This is a genomic window from Pelagicoccus sp. SDUM812002, from assembly GCF_031127835.1.
Lineage (GTDB): Bacteria > Verrucomicrobiota > Verrucomicrobiia > Opitutales > Opitutaceae > Pelagicoccus.
Map to the genome: position 1 here is coordinate 53,551 of NZ_JARXHX010000006.1, position 20,655 is coordinate 74,205.

Here is a 20,655-nt window from a genome sequence, read left to right on the forward strand (position 1 = left end):
TCAATGCAGCAAGTAGACGAGCAGGCCGACTCCGCCAAGGTACAAGGTCCAGACGAAAAGGGCCCCGAGTATCGGCCACCTATCGATCACTCGCCAGGTCTCGTCCGCGACGGCTGACACCGGCCCTAAGTCGATATCGCGAGGTGTCATACGAGCTTTACTAAATTCCGGCCCCGTACTCAAGTAGGTCGCTTTCATCGCCTCCAAAAACGCTTCCGGCCACGGCCCAGGGTGCAAGAACTCGTTCTGCCATCGGGTCGGCATGTCAGCTAGGAACAAGGCCAGACGACCTTGGGCGCCCAATTCTCCATGCTCGACGCCCGCTGCATCCAAGACCTTGCCAAACCAAGTGCGTACCACCTCCTTAGCTTCTTCCATCGCGAGAACCGAAGCGGACTTTGCGCTCCCCTCAAATCGTTCAGCAGCCCGCGAAAGAATCTGAGCCACTAGCTGGCTTAGGAGCAAGCGGTCACGGATATGCAGAGCGCAGAAGTATGCCTCCACCCGCTCGTAAGCCTCGCTCCAGTCGACGAAGCCCTCGCTTCCCGGAACGATCCTATTCAGCGAGTCCATTGATACGCCCAAACTTCGGAATTGTTTCCGTCCGAGAAAAGCAGCTGGCAACGAGCTTCCGTAGTGCCTTCATCCCCGATGCCTTCCATACGCAGAACCGCGCGCCAAGTTTTTGAATACGGATTCCAAACCACATGATCATCGACCAGACGAGCAGCACCTTCCACTACAGCGAGCAACTCCGGTGGCTCTGCCCCTTCGACTCCAGTAAAGTCTACTACGAAAACCTCCGTCCCCGGGTACGATGGATCCGCTCCCGTTCGGGTAGAGGTCACGATGGAGCTCGGATAAGCAACCGGAGCGGGCTCAGGGGTCCAATGAATTGTGTATTCATAATCCAGTACAGTGCCAGATTCCGGCAAAACCGCTGGCTCCCAAAACGCGATTACATTGTCTTCAAACTCGGTCTCCGTCGGCAACTCTACAAGCTTTATAAAACCCTTCCCCCAATCACCTTTCGGCTCCACCCAGACCGAAGGACGGTTATGATACTCCGCTTCAAGGTCTTGGTAGCTGGCAAATTCTCGATCCCGCTGCATCAAGCCGAATCCATTGACTTGGTTTACACCAAAATAGGACAAGCGCGTCTTGTCTCCTAGGTCGAGCGCGCGCCATATCGGTTCGTTATCCTTTTCTAGAATGATCAGGCCATCGGAATCGTGTACCTCCGGGCGGTAGTCTCGCTCGCTGCTCGAGCGGTTCTCACCTCGCCAAAACATGCTAGTCAGAGGAGCGATCCCAAGGCTATCGACCGAATCGCGGAAAAAAAGCCGGGCTTTCACATCCATAATCGTCGCATCGCCCGGACGAATGACGAACTCATAGGCGCCCGTTACGCTGGGACCGTCAAGCAGAGCGAACATGACCACCGAAGTCGAATCGATCTGCGGCTTGCCCAGCCAAACCTGCTTAAACTTCGGAAACTCTTCTGGCTGTCCCAATCCTGAGTCGATGGCGATTCCACGAGCCGAGGTCCCATACCGCGTATCTAGTCCTGTGCCGCGGAAATAACTCGCTCCAAGAAACGACGCAATTTCCCGATAATCCGATCTACCATCCACTGCATAGGAGAGCCGCAAGCCCGCATAATCGAGCGAGGACGGGATAGAATCTGCCAAAGCCTGGTCTTCAAAGTCGAAAAACTCGCTCAAGTAACGAATATGTTGTTCATGGGTGGGCGTGAATTCGTGCACTTTGACTCGATCTTTGTGCAGAAAGCCCGGATGGAAAAAGCCGAGGCTGAAGGGTAAGTTCTCACTCTTCCAAAGATACTTGTCCGCATTGTAGCGAATCTTCCGATACGCGTCGTAATCGAGATCGCTCAGGACCTTGGGAAGAGGGCCAGGAGCGACATAGTCGCTCTCCGCGAGATCGGCCGCCAGATTTGATACGTAAGCGAAGTCCACTTCAACTCGTCGCATCGCATCGAGCGAAGCGCAGCCCGAGAGTAATACAGTGAAGGCGGCAACGAACGGAGTTCGTCCGAGATAGTCAGATAAAACCATGAGACAAGAAGTTGGCGAAAAAAGTGGATATTGGTAAAAGGAAAGGCTGATACTAAGCCACTCCTATACCGGATCGAGCATGAAATGTTCCCACTCCAAAACGTCAGAGGAGTCCCTCCGAGTGCCTTCACAGGCGATTTTTCGTGAAATAGCAGCAAACTGCCTTCGTGATCCCACGAAGTAAAAACGACCTCGCTATCGAAATCACCGTCCTTTGACTCCCGACCATGCAACGGCGAGTAGCTCCAATTACCACTATCGCCGGCACCTGGGCCCTCTGCGGGGTTATTCACCTCCTCACGTTTCCCTTGATTTCTCTCACCGCCTGGGAGGGCCTTGCCTACAGCCTCGCGACCATCGCTCTGCTCGCTCGACCGTCATCGAAATCCAGATTCGTCGCCTTCCTGGGGGCAACGCTTGTCCTCCTCGCCCTCCACTACGTACAGCTCTCGAACCACCTCGTATTGGAACTCTGGATCTCCCTCGCAATCCTTGCGATCTTGGGTTTCAAGATTCGGCAGATCAAAGCTCGGACATGCAGCATCGGGCAACTCTACGCTATCATAGGACCGGTCGTACGAATCCAATATCTCCTCCTCTACGTTTTCGCGGCCCTTTCGAAGCTGAACAGCGATTTCCTCAGACCCGAAGTGAGCTGCGCATCCCTTTTCGCGAACAAGGTCATCGAGAGCTTTAACCTCCCGATTCCCATCACTGACCTCACAGGGTTGATCTCTATTTATTTAACGCTCGCCGCTGAGATCGCGATTCCCGTTCTCCTCAGTCTCAAAAGGACCCGCAACATAGGGGTGCTCGTGGCCCTCATCTTCCACTTCACAATGGGCCTCATTCCCATTCTCGGAATAAGCAGTTTTTCGGCTCTCTCATTCACGATTCTTCTCTTTTTTCTACCGGAAGAGTCCTTCGCGCACGTTGATCAGGTTCTGAAAAAGCTACGGGAAACAGTCCCCGCCTTCCACGTCGACCCGGCCTTGCGCATGCCTATCATCGCCCTAATCTTAGTTGCCCTTACGCTCGTCCAACGCCATTTTCTCCACCCATCTCCGATACTCGCAAACGCTGTATGGCTAGCGATCTATGCACCTCTCACTTGGATAGTCTTCAACTCAATGTTGAAGGCTCGAACGACACCACAAGACGGGGGAACACGACTCTTTCCACGCCCTGCCAAATACCTAGTTCTCGCCACGCCCGTTTTCGTAGTTGGCCTGCTACCCTACTTCGGCCTGCAAACCCAAGGGTCCTTCACCATGTTCAGCAACCTCCGCCTTCTCGGCGACAATCCCAACCACTTGCTGGCAACATCCGAATTGCGACTTTCCACACCGCAGTTCGTACGAATCATCGGCACCAATCACCCTGAACTTCGCTCGTATCCAGATTCCCACTTCCTCATCGCCGATCATGAACTCAGACGAAAAGCAGCCCGGGCGACGGGAGACTTTTACATCCTCTGCGATTATCAAGGCGAAATCCAGCTCATAGGAAGATTCCAAGGCGAACTGACCGAGCATCCACTGCTCGCTCCCCTCCCTCGCAACCCTCAGCGCTTCATCCGCTACCGAGATGTCTCCACCTTAGATTTCTGTGAATGCACTTGGTGAGGCGCCGAGCATTCGGCACGGCCTCTGCTCATCGGCCCCATGCATCCTCCTCGTCGAATTCTCCTCGCTGTGAGCTTCCTTTTCACCTCGTCTCTGGCTTACGCCCAGCCGGTCTGGCTCGACCTCGATCAAGAAGCACTCGACAGCGCTTACGACCAAGCCGCCTACGCACCGAACCTTGAACAAGTCCTCGAGCGATTCGACAGCAATAGCGAACTCCTCCGCCAACGCCTCGGTCCGCCTCAACGCTTCGCTTATGGCGAAGGTCCCAACGAGAGCCTCGACCTCTTTGCAACTGAAAAGAAGAACGCGCCCATCCATGTTTTCATCCACGGGGGCGCTTGGAAGTTGGCTCTGCGGCCCAAACCCACTATCTCGCCGAAACCTTCACCTCGGCAGGCATCCACTTCATAGCTCCCGATTTCTCGCCCGTGCAGGACCTCGATGGCAACCTCATCCCGATGGTAGAGCAACGTCGCACCTCCCTCGTTTGGATATACCAGAACACTCGGGAAAAATTCGGTGGCGACCCTGATCGAATTTACCTCTCTGGCTTCTCCTCGGGCGGACACCTCGCCGCCTGCATGGTCACAACCGACTGGTCAGCTGTGCCTAACGCTCCTATCGACATCATCAAAGGAGCTCTGATTTGCAGCGGTATGTACGACCTCGTCCCGGTCAGCCTGTCCTACCGGAGTGAATACGTAAACTTCACTCCAGAAACAGTCGACCGTCTGAGTGCGATCCGAAACATTGACCAAATCAACTGTCCCTTCATCATCGCCTATGGTTCCTACGAAACCCCTGAATTCAAGCGCCAAGCCATCGAATTCGCCGATGCACTCGACAAGGCAAGAGTTCCCAACACGCTCGAGGTGGTCGCGGGTTACAACCATTTTGAAACCATTGAAACAATGGGCAACCCTATCGGAATCCTCGGACGTGTCGCCATCGAGCAACTACACGGAATCGAATAACAATTCCGTGCAAGCAACTTCCATCGACTTAGGTCGCGGCTAAAACGAGCTCCAAGCCAGACTTGAGCTTTCGCATTTGAGCGGGGCTTCCTAAACTGATCCTTAGATAATTCTGTCCGTGGATTAAACGAGGGCTGATCCGGACCTTCGTCATGTTGAACAAAGTATCCGCTATCACTTTTGAATCGGTGTTCACTGGCATCAGCACGAAGGTCGTGTACGAAGGAATAAACGGTTGACCGATATTATCCAAAAAGCCCTCGAAGTCAGCCCTCACCTTCGCAGTTTCAGTCCGAACGTGCGTCAGCCATTGGCGATCTGCATAAGCGACCCGTGCCCCTTCTATGGATACATGCGAAGCGCCGCAAACCACCCCATGTACGTAGGCCAGCTTCAGCTTTTCCGCAATCTCCGGTGTCGTCACGGCGTAACCGACCCGCATACCACCGAGGCCGTGAGCTTTCGAAAAAGTACGGCTCACAATGATCGGTAACCCCTCTCGGACCAACCCCATCATCGTTAGCTTGTCCGCTTCCCCGGCGAAATCGATATAGGCCTCGTCAACGAATACCGGACAACTTTTCGCAGTCTCCATGCAAAAATCCTTCAGTTCACTCGTATCACAAAGCGTGCCCGCTGGGTTCTCCGGATTGCACACATAGACCAAGCGGGTATCCGAGCGGAGCGAACTGCTGATCTTATTCAAGTCGGGCGAAAACTCATCGTTCCATGGAATGCGTATGACCTCGGTCCCGTTAGGCTCAGCCCAACGCAAGAGGTCGTTAAAGGTCGGCTCCGCAGCGACTAGAGAACCTCCCTGCAAACCGTAAACGTACGAAGATGCCTTCAGCAAATCCGAGGACCCCGCTCCGATGAGCACTTGCGAAGGATCAACACCCTCGTGGACCGCGATCTCTTCGCGCAGCTTACGATGCGGCACTGCCGGATACTCGTAGGCATAGGAAACCGCTTTCACCATAGCCTCCCGCGCCTTCGGCGACGGACCCCACTGGTTCTCGTTAATGCTAAGGTTTACATAACCATGCGAGCTATCGCTTGGCAAAGCCGTCCCTAAAGGAGCGGCCGTTGGCATGCCGCGCAAAGCGGAAGACATGCTGAGGCTGCCGCCAATGAGGGCGGCGCTTTTGATCCATTCTCGGCGTTTCATAGACATCTTTTTGGACCTCGATGCGAGCACCTGTCGTGCCAGCGACAGAGGTTGCTCGAATTCAGTCAGGCATTGCATTGATATACGACCGATGTCGTCACGACCGTAACATCTGCGTACCCACACACTGGTTACAGTGATAATTATGAGTGTCACCTAAAGAACCATCGGGTTAGTTGGCAGGTCGCTAAAAATACCAGATCCCGGAATCCCTCCAATCTCACGCGAATGTTAAAAAGGAAGACCGATCTCCACTGAAATCCCATAATTAGGGTATTTAACCTAATTAAAAAATTCCTAAAAACAGCCCAAGCTCGGTTACGTTTCTCCTCCAGATTCCTGAGGCAAAGCGACCTTAACGGTATTCTCAATGGCATCCCGCACTGTGTGAAATAAGCAACCTACATTACTCAAAGCAGATCTTCTCAAATCGTACACTAGCGAAGCAACCTATCCTCTCAATATCCTTAATCATAACATTTTATGATGTTATAAAGTCTATTAAGAGGAGGTAAATCCTGCCCTTTAAAGCCGATCCCCTCCGCCCTCTATACCAATTTTTAAAACATTGTGTTGGCTGGTCTGCCGTTCCCGCCTGACTAAATCCTGCCTGCTTAGCATCTATCCGACTTTGCACACACACACCTGTAGAAGCTCATACTAGATCAAGAACGGTTAAAATACGGCGATAGGGTATTTCTGTACCAATAAGCCAAATGTTTTCTAGTATCTCTCCTCCTAAGCTGCAAACACTAGCAATACCTCGTCTTTTCGCCGCAACTTGCTGCCTCGCAGCAGTCGACACGCTTTTCGCTGTCAGCGAATTTGCAGACCTCTCCCTCGAGGAGCTCGCAAACACGCCAGTCATCGAATCTTCGAAGTCCGGCTTCCAGCTCTTCGACGCCCCTAACGGAGCTTTCGTATTTGACGAGGAGGCGATCGATAACCTCCCCGTCGACTCTATCCCAGAAATGCTGCGTTACGCTCCTGGGACGCACATCATGCGATCCAGCAATGGAGCTTGGGGGCTCGGCATTCGTGGCATGAACTCGCGTTTCCTTTCGCGAGCCCTTTTCACGGTAGATGAGCAAAGCCAATACGGCACCGTTTTTAATGGTCTCTTCGGAAGTGACCACGATCTACTACTCGACGACGTCTCCTCCGTCGAAGTCGTCTACGGTCCGGGCAGAGCTCTTTGGGGCACCAATGCGGCAAACGGACGCGTAAATGTGATCCTCAAGTCCGTCTTCGAAACAGAAGGGACTGCGATCAAGACACGCTTTGGTAGCCTGAATCGCTCAGTGGAAGGCCGCCATGGCTGGCTGATCGATGAGGATTCCGGCATGCGGGTCTGGGCTAAGAGCAGCGATCGCCAATCTGCAGCGAGCGTCCATAGCGACGAATGGTCAACCCAAAGAGTGGGAGTCCGCTACGAGAAACGCCCGGGCGGAGAAAACTTGCTCAGCGTTTCCGCAGAGTACTTCAACTCGAATCTCGAGTTTGCCCGTGCGGTACTCGATGCCGAAACAGGATATCCAGAAATTCTCACGGGGCCAGAGGCCCAAAGCGGCTTCAACGCCCAAGTCAAATGGACCCACGAAGAGGACAAGAACAATGGCTACAGTATACGTGGCTGGCTCGGCAGCACTGAATTCCGGTCTTTGTATTCAAATTACGATTTCGAACTAATCGGTATGGAGGCTCGAGCACTCTACTCGCCCTCGGAAAAGCACCGTTTCGTGCTTGCTGCCGGACTAGTCACTGGCGACCACGAATTGATTGATTCAGAGGAGACTATCTTCACCAGCGACGGAAAAGAACCCAACACAACCGCTCACTTCGGCGGAGAGTACACGCTCACAATGGAGCCACAGCGCCTCGAAATCTCAACCGGACTAAGCGGCAGCTACGACTCCTACTCGGATCACGTGGAAATGCTTCCCTCAGCTCGCATGCTCTACCGCCTGAGCGAAGAGAGTCGGCTCTGGCTTGCCTATTCTTCGTCGAGCAGAGCCGTCCCGTCCGGTCTCACCTCCGTCGCCGATATGAAAAATGGATACCTCGGAGTCGACCCCTTCGTCATTTCCACGCCATTTGGAGACTTCGATATAGATACCCAGCTCCTCAACCTCACTCATCAAGGCCTGGAGCTGAAAAGCGAGCGTCTCGACGCGTTCGAGCTTGGCTACCGAACCCAGTTCCGATATGGGGGATCCCTCGTCGTCACCGGATTCGTCAACGAATACGAGAATATCCTCGGCTTTCGCGACTTCGCAATAACCCCCATACTCTCAGTGGAGCGACCTTACCTTCTCAACCAAATGGTTTTGGACAACCTGGCTACAGGCAGATCCTATGGCCTAGAGGTAAGCCGCGACTGGGCACTCTCCGAAAAGAGTCGCATCGTGGCAAACTACTCGATCATCAAAGACCGATTCGAATCAGCGCCACGGTTCGCACCCAACATTGACAATCTTCCGACCCTCCAAGCTGAACTCGACACCCTAGCCGACAACGTCCCCAAACATCAGGCCTCCCTATGGTTCTCGCACAAGGCCAGCGACGATTGGCGCATGGACCTCGGACTTCGCTACAATACCGGCTACCGTAGTCCACGTTCCCATCAGGGGAGCAGCACTCAAAGCGACCTTCGCCTCACTTGGACGCCCTCTAATACGGTGCGAGTATCGATCGTAGGCAGAAACCTTTTGGATCCGACAACCAACGAAACCTATCTGAAAGATTACATCGGAACAGGAAGCGAATCCAAACGGGAAGCTTACCTAGAGCTGAATCTAGAATTTTAATCGAGACACAGAAGATGAAAAACGCATTTCTAAGTCGTCTCGCAGTTCCGATATTTGGAGTGATTTTGTTTGTAGCCTTTCCATCGAACGTTCGCGCCCAATCGCTCAATGAAGAATCGCTCAAAGCCAGCTACATTCTTAAGTTCATCGACTTCGTTCGATGGGAGCGACCTACGAGCAATCCCACTAAAGTAGGCGTCGTGCACGACCCCAGCCTTTTTCGCGAACTCCAAGCAATCGCCGCTAAGAAATCTCGCGCAACACGGTCGTTCGAGATCGTCGAAATCGATACCTCGTCCGACAAAATCGGTAAGCTTTCCGGCCTCGATTTGGTCTACATCGGACGCAATCAGCAGCCGCAGTGGGCAGGTATCGTTAAATTTGCCCGCCAAGAATCGATCATCACCGTTAGCAGCGAACCAGGATTCCTTGAGGAAGGGGGGTTGATAGAATTCATCACCTTGCAAAATCGCATCCGGTTTTCCCTCAACCTGGTCGAAGTGGATTTGTACAACCTTGGCGTAAGCTCTAAGCTCGCTCAGCTCTCCGTCAAATAGCGATGAAGCGTCTCCTGCGACAGGCGATTCATTCACTGCTTTCCAGTAGCGTTAGGAAAAAATTCCTGCTGGCGACCATACTCTCGAGCTTGGTCACTCTTTCGATGTTCGGCGTCGTCTACGTGCTTCACGAGAAATCGTCGTTTATCGAAAAGAAAAACGAACAGCTAAAATCGCTCTCCGCCATCGTCGCAAGCAATTCAGAGGCATCACTTAGCTTCGACGATCCGATAACGGCCGGCGAGTACCTAGCGAGCCTTTCCAGCGAGCCAGACATCACTCAAGCCATCCTATACGGGACAGATGGAAGCACTTTTGCGGTCTATAAAAGATCCGACACTGTACAGATACCCGTGACTTCCGCTAGCGAGGAAACCTCGAGCTCGGATTCCCACATTTCGCGTTCGACTCAAATCTATGTCGAACAGGACTTTGTCGGAACGCTCTACATAGAGATGGATACCACCTCGCTCAAAGCCAGCATCCGAGAGGCTGTGATCATCGCCATCCTCATCGTCGGCATCGGAACATCCATCTCCGTCCTGATTGCGATCCTACTGCAAAAACTCATCACGCGCCCACTCTTCGAACTCGAGGAACTCGCCAAATCCGTGGCCGAAGAAGGAAACTACTCCCGTCGGGCGATCAAACGCTTCGATGACGAGATCGGCTCCCTCGCCAACAGCATCAATATCATGATGCATGTCGTGCAGGAAAGAGACCAATCGATAAACGACCACAACCGGAACCTGGAAAAAGAAGTCGCCCATCGCACCTCCGAGCTGCGTGGTGCCATGGTCAAAGCGGAAGCAGCCTCCAAAGCCAAATCCGATTTCCTCTCCACCATGAGCCACGAGCTGCGCACTCCGCTCAACGCCATCGTCGGCATGAGCAGCATCCTTGCTTCGGAAAAGATCGACCTCGAGCTCCAAAACTACGTCAAGATCATCCAATCCAGCTCCGACAACCTGCTCTCCATCATCAATGAAATCCTCGACTACTCGAAGATCGAGAGCGGCAACCTAGAGCTGGAAGAAAGTCGCTTTGCCCTCTCCGAGTGCCTCGAGGAAGCCATCGACATGGTCGCCGCTCTACACTGGGAGAAGCCAATCGACTTCTTTATTACCATCGATCCCCTGCTTCCCTACAGCGTACTCGGCGACATCACACGCCTGCGCCAAGTGATTGTAAACCTACTCAGCAACGCATCCAAATTCACGAAAACCGGTTACGTCTGGCTAGAGGCTAAATTAGCGAATCGGCCGAGCGACGATACCGCAAAGCACATTTCACTAGCTGTTCACGATACCGGAATAGGAATCCCCAAAGATCGTCAAAACAGGCTCTTCCAGACATTCTCTCAGATCGACTCTTCCACAACCCGCCAATTCGGCGGCTCCGGTCTCGGACTCGCCATCAGCCAAAAACTGGTCAACGCCATGGGCGGCCAAATCGTAGTCGCGAGCGAGGAGGGAGAAGGGACCACCTTTTCATTCGAACTCTCACTCCCGAGTCCCTCAGAGAAAACAATCGCAAGTAAACTCGCTCCCACCGCTACAGCGGTCCAACAGACCATTTCAGTATCCGTGCCCTTTTCACCGCTCCAAGAGAGCCTCTCTCGCCTTTTCGAGGCCTGGGGGATGCGTATTGAAAAGTCGGGCCAAGAAACCGACTTTTCCATCGGCTCTCGACTTTACGGATTCGAGCCAAGGCCGGCCAGCGCTGCGAGACTCAACTCACTCACCATTCACCATCCGCTCAAACGCGAAGCAAAACCATTTGGCATTTACAGCAACTCTCCCTTCCGTCTTATCGAGGCGCGCAATTTCATCCAACAATCCGTCAGCGAAGGAAAACGCGTCGTGGTTAACGAATCGCAATCCAGCAAGTCGCCCCGAGGACTACCCTCAAGCACCACTCGTATCCTTCTCGCTGAAGACAACAAAGTGAACCAAAAGGTCTTCAAGCTTATCATGAAGCGAGAAGGCTTCGCCATTGACATCGCTGCAGACGGACGCGAAGCCGTCGCCGCCATGCTCAAAGCTCCTTACGACCTGATCTTCATGGACCTGCAAATGCCAAACATGGATGGCTTAGAAGCATGCCGCGTGATCCGATCGAATCCCGATATTGAGCAACCGTGGATCGTGGGCTTTACCGCCAACGTCGAATCCGAAGCGGAACCAGCCATGCGTTCCGCTGGTATGAACGATTTCATATCGAAGCCGGTCAAAGACGACCGTGTCCGCGAAGCCCTCCGCTTTTACGAAAGTCACCGAGCCAAAGGGGCCTCGCTGAAAAGCAAGTAGCTCGCTTTCGGTAACCACAAGCCGCTTTCGACGCAGGGCGATTCAGGTACGGTGCTCCGCCTGTTCTACAGCCATCCTTGACCCAGCGCTTGCCATCCGGCCACATTGCGGCTCAATTGCCCGCCAACCTCGACTCACACTCGGGCTGACGCTCACCTGCACATGCCGAAACTCATTCCCAAGCGCCTTTCTTCCAAAGAGGAGAACACCCGCCAAGTCGCCAAACCCGAATTGCTTTCGCCTGCGGGCAATTGGGAATGCGCCCGGGCTGCCGTCGAAAATGGAGCCGACGCTATATTTTTTGGCCTCGAGCGTTTCAACGCCCGCATGCGCGGCAAGAACTTCACCGTCGCCGACCTGCCCGAGCTCATGGCCTACCTTCACAGCCGCGGAGTCAAAGGCTACGTCACTTTCAATATCCTCGTTTTCTCCGACGAGATGGCCGACGCGGAAGACTTCCTCCGCTCCATCATCGCCGCCGGCGTAGACGCCGCCATCGTGCAGGACGTCGGTATCTGCCGCCTCATCCGCCGCCTCTCACCCGACTTCCCCATCCACGCTTCCACCCAAATGTCTGTGACCAGCGAAGCCGGCATCGAATTCGCTAAGGAACTCGGCTCCAGCGTCGTCGTTCTTGCCCGAGAAACCTCCCTCAAGGAAGTAGGCTCCATCCGCGAAAAAACCATCGCCGCTGGCACCGAAGTTCCGATCGAACTTTTCGTGCATGGAGCGCTCTGTGTCGCTTACTCCGGACAATGCCTAACCTCCGAATCACTCGGCGGGCGCTCTGCCAACCGCGGCGAATGCGCCCAGGCCTGCCGCCTTCCCTACGAACTTTATTCCGACGGCCTCAAGGTCGACCTTGGCAATCGCCGCTACCTGCTCTCCCCTCAGGATCTTTCTGGACTCGATGCGATGCCCGAGATCATCGAAAACGGCGTCGCCACCCTTAAAATCGAGGGCCGGCTCAAAGCCCCCGAATACGTAGCCGCCGTCACCCAAGTCTACCGCAAGGCCCTCGACGACGCCTGGGATAATTATACTTCATCTGAAGAGACAACTTCCGCGCCGTCATCTACATATCCAGATCCCAATTACAAACTGGAGATGACCTTTTCCCGCGGTCTCTCCAGCGGATGGTTAAACGGCATCGACAACCAAAAATTGGTGCACGCCCGCTTCGGCAAGAAGCGCGGCCTGCTACTTGGCACAATTAAGTCTGCCGAAAAAGACGGGGTAACCCTCGAGTTGAAAGCTCCCCTTAAAGCGGGTGACGGCGTGGTATTCGATCGCGGGCGTCCCGACGAAAACGAAGAGGGCGGACGTATCATCTCGGTCGATACGAAAGGCAGCGAAACCTTCGTCCGCTTCCTCAATGACTCTATCAATTGGAAACGCGTCAACGTCGGAGATATGCTCTTCAAAACCTCGGACCCAGCCCTAGACAAAGAGCTCCGACAAAGCTACGAAGTCGAACAACCCAACTACACCCGCCCGATCACCGCTACCGTATTCGGCGAGCCTAGCAAGTTGCTCACCCTCGAGATCCGCGACGAGGAAGGCCGCGTCGCTCGCTCCGAATCCAGCGAGCCGATACAGGAAGCCAGCAAACGACCCCTCGACGAAGAAACGCTCACCAAGCAACTCTCGCGACTCGGAGCCACGCCTTTCCATCTCGCAGCTCTCGACAACCAGCTATCTGGAGCCTGCCACTTCCCCGTGTCGCAGCTCAACCAGCTTCGTCGCGACGCTGTGGATACGCTGATTTCCCTCCGACGCGTACCGCTTCGCTGGAAACTCGTAGGTGGGCCGCTTTCTGCGCGGACGACCAATCCGACTTCGAAAAAGCCTGAGCTCACCATCTCTTCTCCCGCGTCCCAAATCATCCCCTACCTTCGTTCCATGGAGCAGCTCGAAACTGTTCTCAAGCTTCCCTACGAGGAGGTCTACATGGAGCTCGAAGATCCCCGCAAATACAAGAAAGCGGTCGAGCTGGTTAGAGCGGCATCGGGCAACAAGAAGATTTGGGTCGCCCCGCCACGTATGTTCAAGACGGGCGAAGACTGGGTCGTCAAACAGCTCACCGAGTGCGAAGCCGACGGTTTCCTCGCCCGCAACCACGAGCACCTGAAGTCCTTATCCAAATATCCACTACGAGGCGATTTTTCTCTCAATGTCGCCAACCATCTCACGGCTGAATATTTGATCGAACGCTACCAGCTCGAACGCCTCACCGCTTCCTACGACTTAAACGCCACCCAGCTCGCCGCACTCCTCGAGAACGCGCCTGCTCACTGGTTCGAGATCACGCTGCATCAGCACATGCCCATGTTTCACATGGAGCACTGCGTCTTCTGTGCCTTCCTCTCCGATGGTAAAGACTTCCGGGATTGCGGGCGTCCCTGCGACAAGCATTCCGTATCCATAAAAGATCGCACCGGAATGCTCCATCCGCTTAAAGCCGACGCCGGCTGCCGCAACACCGTCTTCAACGCCAAGGCACAAACCGGCGCCGAATTCGCCCAAGACCTGCTCGACCTCGGAGTTCGCAACTTCCGCGTCGAGTTCCTCAACGAGAGTCCGCAAGAAGTCCGCGACACCCTCGATCGCTACGAGCGACTCTTGGCCGGAAAACTCTCCGGACAATCCCTGTGGCGAGAACTAAAGCTCATCAACCAACTCGGAGTCACCCGCGGTACACTGAGGGAGAAGTAGGAAAACACGCTCCCACACTTAATCACACCTACAAGCCCACCGAAGCCAATTCTTTGCTTTTACGCCTGTAAGCGCTAGGGGTTGTATGTGTCAGCCGTTTGAATACAACGCTCATATACTCAGGGTGTTCGAAGCCTGCCATTTCCGCGATGTTAGCCAGCGAGTATTCCGTTTCCGTTAACATCTGTTTGATCTGGATCACCTGAGCTTGGCGAATCTCGACCTGCGGCGAACGGCCGACGTACTGGCGAAAACGTTTCTCAAGCAAGCTCCGAGAAATATGCACAGCCTTCGCTACCTCTTCCACGGTAATCCCCTTGCACGCCCGTTCGCGTATCAGGTTGAGGGCTTGGGCCACGGCCGGATCTTCCACTGCTAGGATGCTCGTGGAGCGACGCGTCACCACCTCTAGCGGATCAATCAAGGTAACGTCCCTGTAGTCCTTGGGATCGGCCCCTTTCATCAAAGCCTCCAAGGTGGCTCCTGCAGCACGAGCATATTCTGAAACGTCGATCGGAATACTGGATACGGAGGGAGCACTGAGTTCGCAGCGCGCACTGTCGTTGTTTACTCCCAAGATAGCCACCTCTTCCGGCACGCGAAAATCGGCTTGCTGGCAGGCGTTGACTACGTGGACCGCCCGAAGGTCGTTGCAGGTGAAGATGGCAACCGGCTTGGGCAAAGTCTTTAGCCAGCGAGCCATCTCGTCTTCCTCAGCAAACTCCCACGCAGGCAGGCTCACGCCAGGATAAACCGTTTCGAATTTGGTGCACATCTTCCCCGCCAAGGCCAAGCTTTCCACGAACCCATCGCGTCGTTCCTCAGACCAGAGATCCCCTTCGAAACCGCAAAACGCGAAATGCCGAAATCCCTTTTCTATGAAATGCTCCGCACCCAAATGTCCCGCCGCGATGTTGTTGGGGCGAATTTTCGGGCACCCTTCGCGTACCGTCCCGGAATCCGAGAGGTCCACGCAAGCGATGCCCCGCTTCCGCGCTTTGCGGAAGAGTTCATGGGAGTTCTCCTTGCAGATAATCCCGTCCCAGCCTTGGTCCAAAAGCCAGTCCGGGTCCTCCGCTCCGCGAGCTAGGTCGTCCACAAAAACATGCCAATTCGCATTGAAGCGTTTGAACTTGGCTAGGCTATGCAGGAGGTTGAGATTTTCCTCCATCCAGCCTCTTAAAACAATGGCCACTCGGGGTCGTTCGATCATGCTTCGTTTGAGTTAGAAAGGTGCTGTCCTGTCTCTCCCATCCCATAAAAGAGTGAATTGAGCAAAGGAAAATTACTCTATTTCTCATTACTATTTAGAATAATTACGGCTATAACCTTCGGGTGACCTGAGTAAGCCGCCTCCTTCCGATATTGTCTGCCACACCGATTCGAATTTCCTCAACCCGCAATCCATGCATTCGCCAAATCTCAATACCTTCCAAAGGGAGCTGAAAGATGAGCTGTTCGAAAACATACTTCCGTACTGGCCTCGCCTACGCACTACCGACAGCTTCATACCCGCCCTCGACTCCGCCAACCAACCCCTGCCCGACACGCGCCTCGGGTTGATCATGGTCTCCCGACTGCTCTGGACCTACAGCCGTGCATTTACGCTCTACGGAAAGCAGGAGTACCTGGAACTCGCCGAACACGCCAAGCACGTGCTTTGCATGAAGTTCGCCGACACTGAAAACGGAGGTTACTGTTGGTCACTCGGCAGTGACGGACATGCGTTCGAGACGAAGAAACAGTGCTACGGTCAGGCCTTTTGCCTTTACGCGTTTTCCGAACACTACGCCGCAACTCAGGACCAAGACAGCCTCAACCGTGCCTACTCCCTCTTTCGACTTATTGAGGATAAAGCATGGGATCCCCAAAGCGGAGGCTACCTCGAATCCTTTGAGGCTGATTGGACCCCATTGGAGAAAATGCGCCTTGGAGAGGATGACCTAGACGCCCCCAAGACCATGAACAACCACCTGCATGTTATCGAGGCGTTCGCCAACCTGCAGAAAATCGCCGCCTCCCCAGAGGTCGAAGCCGCTTGTCGTCGCGTGCTCAGAATCATAGCAGACCGTATCATCCTTTCTGATACACCACGCTTCGGACTTTTCTACGACATGGATTGGAACCTCCGCGACGATGTCGTTTCACCTGGGCACGACATTGAAGGCAGCTGGCTTCTGCACGAAGCCGCAGAGATTATCGGCGACCCGGACCTTGAGTCTGAGTTCAAGAAGCTCGCCGTCGACATGGCAGAGCAGGTCTACCAAACCGGATTGGATCCCACAAACGGAGCCGTCAACTACGAGTTCCATCCGGGCAAGGATCCCGATACCAGCAAGCATTGGTGGCCTCAAGCGGAGGGACTCGTCGGTTTTTTCAACGCGTATCAGCTATCTGGCGACACTCGCTACCTCGATGCTTCCTACAAAATTTGGGACTACATCAAGATTGCCCTCATCGACCAGACAAACGGGGAATGGCTCTGGGGGCGCCACGCTGACGGCACCGCGATGGGCATGGAAAAAGCCGGACCATGGAAATCATCCTACCACAATGCCCGCGCCTGTTTCGAAATGATCGATCGCACTAAACGGGTTTAGAGGGAATCACGCTGTAAAGCATCTCATCCTTGCCTAAGACCCAACCTTCTAACGATTAGAAAAACACTCCAACCATGAGCACATACGAAAATAGACTCACCCGACTAGTAGAAGCCCAAGAAGCTTTCCTCGCCCAGCCCAACGCTCCAGTGGAGCCGGGCAATGGAATCTTCTACCGCTACCAAAACCCGGTCCTCACCGACAAGCACGCTCCCCTCTTCTGGTCTTACGATCTAGATCCTGATACGAACCCCCACCTCATGGAGCGTATTGGAGTTCACTGCGCCTTCAATTCCGGAGCCATCCAGCTCGACGGCAAGTTCTACCTGTGCGCCCGCGTGGAAGGAAACGACCGCAAGTCCTTCTTCGCCATCGCCGAAAGCCCCAACGGGGTCGACAACTTCCGTTTTTGGGACCATCCCGTCACTATGCCGGAGACCGAGGTACCCGACACCAACGTCTACGATATGCGCCTCATCCAGCACGAGGACGGCTGGATCTACGGCCTCTTCTGCACGGAGCGCAAAGACCCTAACGCGGCCCCTTTCGACCTTTCCTCCGCAGTAGCCCAATGCGGAATCGCTCGCACGAAGGACCTCAAAAGCTGGGAACGCTTGCCCGACTTGAAAACGCCATCGGCACAGCAGCGAAACGTGGTCCTGCACCCCGAGTACGTGGAGGGCAAGTACGCCCTCTACACTCGCCCCCAAGACGGCTTCATCGACGCTGGCTCTGGCGGCGGTATCGGCTGGGGGTTTTGCGATGACATGACCAACGCGGTCGTGGAAAAAGAGAGCATCATCGACTCTCGGGAGTACCACACGATCAAGGAGGTCAAAAACGGCCAGGGCGACGCACCCATCAAGACATCCAAGGGTTGGCTCCACATCGCCCATGGAGTGCGTGGGTGCGCTAGCGGCCTGCGCTACGTGATCTACGCATTCATGACTTCGCTCGAAGACCCGAGCAAGCTCACCCATTCGCCCGGTGGCTTCCTCATTGCTCCCGAGGGCGAGGAGTTGGTAGGCGACGTCATGAACGTAGCCTTCACTAACGGAACCATCGTCACAGAAGACGGCGATGTTTTCATCTATTACGCGTCCTGCGACACTCGCCTGCACGTAGCCACATCCACTGTCGAAAAGCTTGTCGATTACGTGACCAACACGCCTAGCGATCCGCTTTATAGTGCCAAGTGCGTCGCCCAGCGCAACGAGCTCATCGACAAAAATCTCGCCTACATGGCAAAGGCTAAGAATCCGCTCATCGCTCGCCTCGACGCACTTCGGGCAAGATAGGTTCCGTATTCACTATTTCCACACACAGGGGGCGGCCGTTCGGTAACGGACGCCTTCTTGGCATAGGAACTGGCCAAAGCGCGACTTAAAGCAAAATGCCGCTTTTCTGAAGGGTTTCGCCAAAAAATATTGTTCTGGCTAGAGCACCCGCCCCGTACGATTTCCCAAGAGGCCGCAATTAATCACAAACCATTCGCTCCTATTCACAATACCCCGGCGACCTTGAACGAGTCTATAGAAAGACCAACCGCTAGAAATCAACCAGCGTCATTAGATTTTTAATACTGACCCGCCTAGCGTTTAGAAGTTTTTCCCATTGCGAATTTGCCTCTTGGCGAGATTCTTGGCAGACCCGATCCCCCGATAACCTCCTCTAAAGCCACCCAAACACAGATATTATGCAGTCCACCCCTGAGAAGAAACACGTGACGCCGCCACTGAAGATGTCGGAAAAACTAGGATACGCATCCGGAGACCTGGCTTCTTGCCTCTACTTCGGCGTGTTCATGAATTATCTCGCGATCTTTTACACCGATGTGTTCGGGATCTCAGCTGGCGCTCTCGCCTACATGATATTGGTCACGCGGACCTGGGACTGGATTAATGACCCCATCATGGGAATCATCTCCGACCGTACGCGAAGCAAGTTCGGTAAGTTTCGCCCTTGGCTCATCTGGATACTACCGTTCTGGGTTGTCCTCGGCGTCCTGACCTTCACCACCTTCGATCTAGACCAGAAACAAAAGCTCGTCTACGCGTACGTCACCTACACCCTGTTGATGATGGCCTACACCGCCATCAATGTGCCGTATTCCGCCTTGATGGGTGTCATGACCCCTCGGTCCGATCAACGGACACTGCTCAATTCATTCCGCTTCCTCGGCGCCTTCCTCGGCACGACTACCGTCAGCTTCAGCATGCTTCACCTCGTGAAGTACTTCGGAAAGGGAGACGACCAGCTCGGATACGCCCTGACGATGGGACTCTTCGGCGTCGTCTCTGCCGGCCTGTTCCTCACTACTTTTTTCACTACCAAGGAACGTATCGAGCCGCCCAAAAACCAAAAGAGCGATGTCAAGAAGGACCTCCTTATGGCTGCGAAAAACGGCCCATGGAGATCGATCATCTTCATTAGTATCCTGACCATTCTTTGGATATCGATCCGCTCCGGCACCACTGCCCACTTCTTCAAATACGTGTCAGGCAACGAGCTTTGGGCCGGCACCTATCTCGGCGTTGGCGGCGCCATCCAAGCCGGCGGCGTTTTGTTAACGAAACAAATCACCCAAATCTTCGGAGGCAAAAAAAACGCATTCCTCGGACTGACCACCATCAACGTAGCCTTGCTGGTCGTATTCTACTGGTTGCCATACGACAACCTCACCATCCTGCTCGTGCACCAGGTGCTTGCCTCATTCCTCACCGCTCCACTGATGGCACTTTTCTGGTCCATGCTGGCAGACACTGCCGACTACGGACAGTGGAAGCTCGGCCATCGCTCGACCGGACTGCTTCTCTCCACCGGCACCTCTTCGATGAAGATCGGCTGGTCGCTCGGCCCGGCCATCGCCTTCTGGATGCTCGAATACACCTTCGGATTCGTCGCCAACCAAGCCCAGACGCCCGAAACCGTAGAAGGAATGAGACTCTTGATGAGCTTGATTCCCGCCGGTGTCGGTGTCCTCGCTGCGGCAGCAGTCTTCACCTACCGCATCGACACCAAGATGGAGGTCGAGATGGAAACCGCTATCGCCAAGCAAAGAGACGACGAGTACGGACCTGCTTCCTCCTGCCCTTAAACGCGGCCAACTCTACCTTTCAAACAAAAGCCTCTTCTCTTTCGAGAAGGGGCATTTTCGTAGGGCTGCCGCTCGCGGCATGCCGCAATTCCCTTCGCCTGCAATGCGGCGTGCCGCAAGCGGCAGCCCTACCAAAGATAAGCTGGGAATCAATAAACAGCAACTTCCACTGCATTTGGTGATGAACCTTGTAGGTTACCCGGCTATGAAGTCTTCGCTTTTTGAGCCCTTCCGAGAATGGGTTGTTTTGACTCGTCGGAGGAAGGGCTCGAAAAAGCCCTCGCAAGCGCTATGCTTGGAGGGAGCCGGGAACCGGCGCGTCCTTTGCAGAGGACGCGCCGGGGTTGCGGGTGAGATCAAGATGAACCATGAGCGAGGGAAACCCGAGCTCAGAAAAAAGCTCCGATCCCGTGCAGCCTCCTGGCTTAATCTCAAACAGTTGCAAGAACCTCGCGGCACGCCGCGCGAGTTCATCTCTACAAGTAGGAGTTAAGCCATGGATGCACAAGTCGTTTCATAAGTCGCGGTCGACGTCTAGAAGAAGCCACTCGAGGTCCTTTCGTACGACTGGAAGAAAAGCCGCAGCGTCGCCAACAGCGAGGTTGCTTTAAGCCGCCTGGCCGATCGCTTTCCCAAGGCGCATTTCATTTGCGAAGCGACAGGGGGCTACGAACGCGTTCTGGCGGATTTCCTCCACTCTCGCGGTATTGCCGCGAGCGTGG

The 20,655-nt window shown here is 54.4% G+C and carries 14 protein-coding genes; 10 read left to right on the plus strand and 4 right to left on the minus strand.

The window, feature by feature from the left end; genetic code table 11:
- Both QEH53_RS10640 and QEH53_RS10645 read right to left on the minus strand, forming a co-directional pair.
- Positions 1–573 (minus strand): hypothetical protein, encoded by a 573-nt coding sequence (locus tag QEH53_RS10640; protein WP_309023169.1) that lies wholly within the window; start codon positions 571–573, stop codon positions 1–3.
- Positions 561–2,078 (minus strand): glucan biosynthesis protein G, encoded by a 1,518-nt coding sequence (locus tag QEH53_RS10645; RefSeq protein ID WP_309023170.1) that lies wholly within the window; start codon positions 2,076–2,078, stop codon positions 561–563. The genes QEH53_RS10640 and QEH53_RS10645 overlap by 13 nt, the downstream gene beginning before the upstream one ends.
- 227 nt (positions 2,079–2,305) lie before the next feature.
- Here QEH53_RS10645 and QEH53_RS10650 point away from each other — a divergent pair, with 227 nt between their 5' ends.
- The 3 genes from QEH53_RS10650 to QEH53_RS10660 are packed head-to-tail and all read left to right on the plus strand — an operon-like array spanning position 2,306 to position 4,680.
- Complete coding sequence (locus QEH53_RS10650; RefSeq protein ID WP_309023171.1) at positions 2,306–3,703, plus strand: HTTM domain-containing protein; 1,398 nt, start codon at positions 2,306–2,308, stop codon at positions 3,701–3,703.
- A 39-nt stretch (positions 3,704–3,742) separates the two neighbouring features.
- Positions 3,743–4,117, plus strand: coding sequence for a hypothetical protein (locus QEH53_RS10655; RefSeq protein ID WP_309023172.1), 375 nt, complete (start codon positions 3,743–3,745; stop codon positions 4,115–4,117).
- Positions 4,045–4,680 (plus strand): alpha/beta hydrolase, encoded by a 636-nt coding sequence (locus QEH53_RS10660; RefSeq protein ID WP_309023173.1) that lies wholly within the window; start codon positions 4,045–4,047, stop codon positions 4,678–4,680. Before QEH53_RS10655 ends, QEH53_RS10660 begins: the two co-directional genes overlap by 73 nt.
- A 28-nt stretch (positions 4,681–4,708) precedes the next feature.
- Here the strand turns inward: QEH53_RS10660 and QEH53_RS10665 are convergent, their stop codons facing one another.
- Entirely contained in the window at positions 4,709–5,848 is a 1,140-nt protein-coding gene (locus QEH53_RS10665; RefSeq protein ID WP_309023174.1) for a histidinol-phosphate transaminase, read from the minus strand.
- A 716-nt stretch (positions 5,849–6,564) separates the two neighbouring features.
- On the opposite strand from QEH53_RS10665, the gene QEH53_RS10670 reads away from it, so the two are divergent.
- The 4 genes from QEH53_RS10670 (at position 6,565) to QEH53_RS10685 (ending at position 14,236) form a co-directional block, all read left to right on the plus strand.
- The gene (locus QEH53_RS10670) at positions 6,565–8,655 is read left to right on the plus strand and encodes a TonB-dependent receptor (RefSeq protein ID WP_309023175.1); all 2,091 of its coding nucleotides are present in this window, start codon (positions 6,565–6,567) and stop codon (positions 8,653–8,655) included.
- A gap of 14 nt (positions 8,656–8,669) precedes the next feature.
- Positions 8,670–9,212 carry a YfiR family protein gene (locus QEH53_RS10675; protein ID WP_309023176.1) on the plus strand — a complete coding sequence of 181 codons (543 nt, stop codon included), beginning with the start codon at positions 8,670–8,672 and terminating at the stop codon, positions 9,210–9,212.
- Between the two features lie 2 nt (positions 9,213–9,214).
- A complete protein-coding gene (locus tag QEH53_RS10680) occupies positions 9,215–11,521 on the plus strand; it encodes an ATP-binding protein (protein ID WP_309023177.1) in 2,307 nt (768 codons plus the stop codon).
- Between the two features lie 162 nt (positions 11,522–11,683).
- Positions 11,684–14,236 carry a U32 family peptidase gene (locus QEH53_RS10685; protein ID WP_309023178.1) on the plus strand — a complete coding sequence of 851 codons (2,553 nt, stop codon included), beginning with the start codon at positions 11,684–11,686 and terminating at the stop codon, positions 14,234–14,236.
- 28 nt (positions 14,237–14,264) lie between these two features.
- Here QEH53_RS10685 and QEH53_RS10690 read toward each other — a convergent pair whose 3' ends face one another.
- Positions 14,265–15,449 carry a DNA-binding transcriptional regulator gene (locus QEH53_RS10690; protein ID WP_309023179.1) on the minus strand — a complete coding sequence of 395 codons (1,185 nt, stop codon included), beginning with the start codon at positions 15,447–15,449 and terminating at the stop codon, positions 14,265–14,267.
- A gap of 193 nt (positions 15,450–15,642) precedes the next feature.
- Between QEH53_RS10690 and QEH53_RS10695 the strand changes: the two genes are divergently transcribed.
- The 3 genes from QEH53_RS10695 to QEH53_RS10705 all read left to right on the plus strand — a co-directional run bounded on the left by QEH53_RS10695 (position 15,643) and on the right by QEH53_RS10705 (position 19,933).
- On the plus strand, positions 15,643–16,836 hold the full coding sequence (locus QEH53_RS10695; RefSeq protein ID WP_309023180.1) for an AGE family epimerase/isomerase: 1,194 nt from the start codon (positions 15,643–15,645) through the stop codon (positions 16,834–16,836).
- Between the two features lie 74 nt (positions 16,837–16,910).
- Positions 16,911–18,134, plus strand: a complete 1,224-nt coding sequence (locus QEH53_RS10700; protein ID WP_309023181.1) for a glycosidase — start codon at positions 16,911–16,913, stop codon at positions 18,132–18,134.
- A gap of 398 nt (positions 18,135–18,532) precedes the next feature.
- Positions 18,533–19,933 carry an MFS transporter gene (locus QEH53_RS10705; protein WP_309023182.1) on the plus strand — a complete coding sequence of 467 codons (1,401 nt, stop codon included), beginning with the start codon at positions 18,533–18,535 and terminating at the stop codon, positions 19,931–19,933.
- Positions 19,934–20,655: the final 722 nt, after the last annotated feature.

Coding starts and splice junctions, on each gene's coding strand:
- QEH53_RS10700 (WP_309023181.1), top strand. CDS start 16,911: ATGAGCACATACGAAAATAGACTCACCCGACTAGTAGAAGCCCAAGAA.
- QEH53_RS10675 (WP_309023176.1), top strand. CDS start 8,670: ATGAAAAACGCATTTCTAAGTCGTCTCGCAGTTCCGATATTTGGAGTG.
- QEH53_RS10645 (WP_309023170.1), bottom strand. CDS start 2,078: ATGGTTTTATCTGACTATCTCGGACGAACTCCGTTCGTTGCCGCCTTC.
- QEH53_RS10685 (WP_309023178.1), top strand. CDS start 11,684: ATGCCGAAACTCATTCCCAAGCGCCTTTCTTCCAAAGAGGAGAACACC.
- QEH53_RS10690 (WP_309023179.1), bottom strand. CDS start 15,449: ATGATCGAACGACCCCGAGTGGCCATTGTTTTAAGAGGCTGGATGGAG.
- QEH53_RS10640 (WP_309023169.1), bottom strand. CDS start 573: ATGGACTCGCTGAATAGGATCGTTCCGGGAAGCGAGGGCTTCGTCGAC.
- QEH53_RS10680 (WP_309023177.1), top strand. CDS start 9,215: ATGAAGCGTCTCCTGCGACAGGCGATTCATTCACTGCTTTCCAGTAGC.
- QEH53_RS10670 (WP_309023175.1), top strand. CDS start 6,565: ATGTTTTCTAGTATCTCTCCTCCTAAGCTGCAAACACTAGCAATACCT.
- QEH53_RS10655 (WP_309023172.1), top strand. CDS start 3,743: ATGCATCCTCCTCGTCGAATTCTCCTCGCTGTGAGCTTCCTTTTCACC.
- QEH53_RS10705 (WP_309023182.1), top strand. CDS start 18,533: ATGCAGTCCACCCCTGAGAAGAAACACGTGACGCCGCCACTGAAGATG.
- QEH53_RS10665 (WP_309023174.1), bottom strand. CDS start 5,848: ATGAAACGCCGAGAATGGATCAAAAGCGCCGCCCTCATTGGCGGCAGC.
- QEH53_RS10695 (WP_309023180.1), top strand. CDS start 15,643: ATGCATTCGCCAAATCTCAATACCTTCCAAAGGGAGCTGAAAGATGAG.
- QEH53_RS10650 (WP_309023171.1), top strand. CDS start 2,306: ATGCAACGGCGAGTAGCTCCAATTACCACTATCGCCGGCACCTGGGCC.